The sequence below is a fragment of the uncultured Gemmiger sp. genome (assembly GCA_944388105.1).
In the GTDB taxonomy this organism is placed as follows: Bacteria; Bacillota; Clostridia; order Oscillospirales; family Ruminococcaceae; genus Gemmiger.
In genome coordinates, this window is record CALXHN010000134.1 from 1 (window position 1) to 4,077 (window position 4,077).

Consider the following 4,077-nt stretch of genomic DNA (forward strand, 5'->3'; position numbering starts at 1 on the left):
CTGCCGGTCATGGACTCGCTCTTCACCCCGGCGTCCACCAGGGCGGCCTCCTCGGCGCTCAGGCCGGTGTTGTAGGTCAGCCAGGCTTCGTCGTCCAGGTCAATGGCGGTGGTCTGCATCATCATCAGTTCCACCGGATAGGCTTCGTAGATGCTGTCCACCATGGCGGACAGCTCGCTGTCCGGTTCCGCCACTTCGGCCACGCCCATATCGTCGGAAACACCGTCCTCGGCGGTGGAGGTCTCCGGGGTAGCCGTGGGATCCGGGGTGGCCGTGGTGGACTGGGAGGAAGCGCCGCAGGCGGCCAGAGAGAGGGCGGCAGCCATGGCCAGCGCCAGCAGAGAGGTCTTGGTCATCAGATTGCGTTTCATGTGTTTGTTCCTTTCCTGTTTGAAAAATAATTCGGGCAGGGTTACCGGTCGGTGAGCAGTTCTTCCGGGGCAAAGACCGCGTCCCAGGGGTCCCGGGGCAGCTCCTCGGCCAGCAGGGCGGCGGGACAGACCAGCAGCCGCCTGCCTTTATACTGTGCCAAAAAACGGTCATAATACCCGCCGCCCCGTCCCAGGCGCACCCCCTGCCGGTCCGCTGCCAGACAGGGGACCAGGGCCAGCGTGTCCGGAGGCAGGGCAGCCGGGTCCAGCACCGGGCCGGAAACCGGTTCCCGGATGCCGTAGGCCGCCGGCCGCAGGTCGTCCAGGCTGTCCAGTGCCACCCACTCCATCCGGCCTTCGCCCAGCACCCGGGGCACGGCCAGCACCTTGCCTTCGGCCAGAGCCCGGTCCAGGGCAGGGGAGATGTCCGGCTCGGTGGGCAGGGGCACAAAACTCAGGATGGTCCCGGCCTGCTGCCATTCCGCCCGCACAAACAGCCGGGTACACATCCGCTGCCCCATGCGGCGCAGTTCTTCTTTGGTCTGTGCCCGCCAGATGCGTCGGGCGGCAGCCCGGGCTTCGGTTTTGGTCATGAATGCTGCCTCCTGTTTTCGGGTTGGGTACGCCCATCATCATACCATGCCCGCCCGTATCCATCAAGACGGAATTCCTGTGAAAATGTTACACCTTGCCCGCTTTGTCTTGCGTGTGGGGGCAAAAAAGAGTACAATAGGAACGTAAAATCGAATCAGTGTGCCGATTTATGGAGAATCGGTATCGGAAGGAGTCATATATACCATGGGCAAATTCAATTTTATCCAGACCGAGATCCCCGGCGTTGTCGTCATCGAACCCACCGTCTTCGGGGATGACCGGGGCTACTTCATGGAGACCTACCAGATCGACGATTTCGTCGCCGCCGGCATCGACAAGCCTTTCGTCCAGGACAACCAGAGCCGCTCCACCAAGGGTGTGCTGCGGGGCCTGCACTTCCAGAAGAACCACACCCAGGGCAAGCTGGTCCGGGTGACCATGGGCGAAGTGTACGACGTGGCCGTGGACTGCCGCCCCAACTCCGCCACCTTCGGCAAGTGGGTGGGCGTGACCCTGTCCGCTGAGAACAAGAAGATGTTCTACATCCCCGAAGGCTTTGCCCACGGCTTCCTGGTGCTGTCCGACGTGGCGGAATTCTGCTACAAGTGCACCGACGTCTACGACCCCACCAGCGAGGGCGGCATCCCCTACGATGACCCCACCGTCAACGTGCAGTGGCCGGACTGCGGCTGTGAGCACAAGACCAGCGCCAAGGACAAGGAGCACACCCCCTTTGCCCAGCAGAAGTTCGAGTACTTTGAGAAATACTGAGATATAAGGTAGGGCGCCAACGTGCAAAGCATCAAAAATTCACTGGCAGGCTTCTGGAAGTACCGCTATCTTCTGCAGAACCTGATCACCCGGGATTTCAAGCTGAAATACCGCCGCAGCGTGCTGGGCGTTGCCTGGAGCATCCTCAACCCGCTGCTGACCTGTCTGGTCATGTTCCTGGTCTTTGATTCCATCATGCGCGGCCTGCGGGGGGAGGGCATCCCCAACTTCGCAGGTTTCCTGATCATCGGCCAGCTGCTGTTCAACTTTTTCCGGGAATCCACCAGCATGGCCATGGAAAGCGTGCTGAAAAACGCCCCCCTGCTGCGCAAGGTCTATATCCCCAAATACATCTTCCCCATGGAGAAGGTCTGTTTCGCCATGGTGAACTGCGCCTTCAGCTTCATCGCCCTGGTCATCGTCTTTGTCATCACCTGGACGCCGGTGACCTTCGCCACCGCCTGGATGGCTCTCTACCCGCTGATCATGCTCTTTTTCTTCAGCCTGGGCATCGGGCTGCTGCTGTCGGCTTTGTATGTCTTTGTGCGGGACATCATGCACATCTGGGAAGTGTTCTGCACCCTGCTGGTGTACGCCAGCGCCATCTTCTATGACCCCGAGACCCTGTCCGGCATCATGCAGAAGCTCATCCACATCAACCCCATGTACTGGTTCATCACCGCCTTCCGCAGCTGTGTGCTGTGGGGCGAGGGCCTGACCCTGAGCATGGTGGTGGTCTGCTTTCTGTGTGCCGCGGTCAGCATGACCGTGGGGGTCATTGTGTTCAAGAAAAACCAGGACAAGTTTGTCCTGTACATGTAAAGGGGGCCGGGAAGATGAACCAGCAACAGCCCATCATTTCGGTGGACCATGTTTCCATGCGTTTCAACCTGGCCAAGGAAAAGCACGAAAGCCTGAAGGAATACTTCGTGGCCCTGATGCACGGCGGCGTCCGGTTTGACGAATTCTTTGCCTTGTCCGACGTGAGCCTGGACATCATGCCCGGGGACTTTTACGGCCTCATTGGCCTGAACGGCAGCGGCAAATCCACCCTGCTCAAGATCATCTCCGGGGTGTACAAGCCCAGTGCCGGCAAGGTCACGGTGCGGGGCACCATCGCCCCCCTCATCGAGCTGGGCGCCGGCTTCGATATGGACCTTACCGCCCGGGAGAACATCTACCTCAACGGCACCGTCCTGGGCTACACCCCCAAGTACATCGACAGCAAGTTTGAGGACATTGTGGAATTCAGCGAACTGCGGGAATTCCTGGACGTGCCCTTGAAGAACTATTCCTCCGGTATGGTGGCCCGCCTTGCCTTTGCGGTGGCCACCATGACCAAGCCGGACATCCTCATCGCCGATGAGATTTTGTCGGTGGGTGACTTCCTGTTCCAGCAGAAATGCGAAAAGCGGATGGCCGAACTCATGAGCGGCGGCACCACCGTCATTCTGGTCAGCCATTCCATCGAGCAGATCGAGCGGATGTGCAACAAGGTGGCCTGGCTGGACCACGGCCATCTGCGCCGCAACGGCCCCACCGCCGAAGTCACCGCCGAGTACAAACATTTTGAGAAGAAGGACAGCATGAAGGCGGACCACGCCTGATGCCTGCCCGGGAGGGTCCCTATGGCCAAAGAAACTGAAAACCGCCCCGCCGATGTGGCCGCCCAGGACAGTGTGGGGGGCATGGCCAGACGCCTGCTGAATCCCGCCCACCTGCGGGACCTGGCTCGGCGCAGCGCCGCCACCTTCCGGGAGCAGGGGGCGGAGCAGCTCTGGCGGGACGTGACCTTCCGGGTGGGGCTGGCCTTCCATCACGATTCCTGGCGCCACCGGGCGGATATCCCCCTGCGCCGGGAACTGAAAGCCCAGCGGGCCGCCCGCCTGCAGGGACCACTGGTCAGCGTGGTGGTGCCGGTGTACAACACCCCGGAAACTTTCTTCCGCCAGATGGTCAAAAGCGTGCAGCGCCAGACCTATTCCAACTGGCAGCTGGTGCTGGTGGATGCTTCGGATGATGCCCACCCCGTTCCCGGCCGTCTGGCCCAAAAGCTGGCCGAAAAGGACAGCCGGGTGGTCTACCGCAAGGTGGAAAACGGGGGCATTGCCGCCAACACCACCGCCGGCTTTGCCCTGGCCTCCGGGGACTATCTGGCCCTGCTGGACCACGACGACCTGCTGTACCCCAACGCCCTCTTTGAATGTGTGCAAACCATCCAAACCACCGGGGCGGACCTTGTGTACAGTGACGAGATCGTCCTCTCTGCCGACCTGAAACAGCTGGGCGGCTACCACTTCAAGCCGGACTTTGCCCCCGACTACCTGCGGGGGTGCAACTT

Annotated in this window: 5 protein-coding genes and 1 pseudogene; 4 read left to right on the forward strand and 2 right to left on the reverse strand. The window is 61.1% G+C overall.

The window, feature by feature from the left end; all coding sequences use genetic code 11:
• Both Q0K17_RS10540 and Q0K17_RS10545 read right to left on the reverse strand, forming a co-directional pair.
• Positions 1-371, reverse strand: a pseudogene (locus Q0K17_RS10540) (hypothetical protein); the annotation flags it as partial.
• A 41-nt stretch (positions 372-412) separates the two neighbouring features.
• Positions 413-964, reverse strand: coding sequence for a 5-formyltetrahydrofolate cyclo-ligase (locus Q0K17_RS10545; RefSeq protein ID WP_294542868.1), 552 nt, complete (start codon positions 962-964; stop codon positions 413-415).
• A 205-nt stretch (positions 965-1,169) separates the two neighbouring features.
• On the opposite strand from Q0K17_RS10545, the gene rfbC reads away from it, so the two are divergent.
• The 4 genes from rfbC to Q0K17_RS10565 form a co-directional block, all read left to right on the forward strand.
• The gene (gene rfbC, locus Q0K17_RS10550) at positions 1,170-1,736 is read left to right on the forward strand and encodes a dTDP-4-dehydrorhamnose 3,5-epimerase (protein ID WP_294542869.1); all 567 of its coding nucleotides are present in this window, start codon (positions 1,170-1,172) and stop codon (positions 1,734-1,736) included.
• Positions 1,737-1,757: 21 nt separating this feature from the next.
• Positions 1,758-2,558, forward strand: a complete 801-nt coding sequence (locus tag Q0K17_RS10555) for an ABC transporter permease (protein ID WP_294542870.1) — start codon at positions 1,758-1,760, stop codon at positions 2,556-2,558.
• A 14-nt stretch (positions 2,559-2,572) separates the two neighbouring features.
• Entirely contained in the window at positions 2,573-3,343 is a 771-nt protein-coding gene (locus Q0K17_RS10560; protein ID WP_294542872.1) for an ABC transporter ATP-binding protein, read from the forward strand.
• Positions 3,344-3,364: 21 nt separating this feature from the next.
• A partial coding sequence (locus tag Q0K17_RS10565; RefSeq protein WP_294542873.1) for a glycosyltransferase occupies positions 3,365-4,077 on the forward strand: 713 nt, incomplete at its 3' end.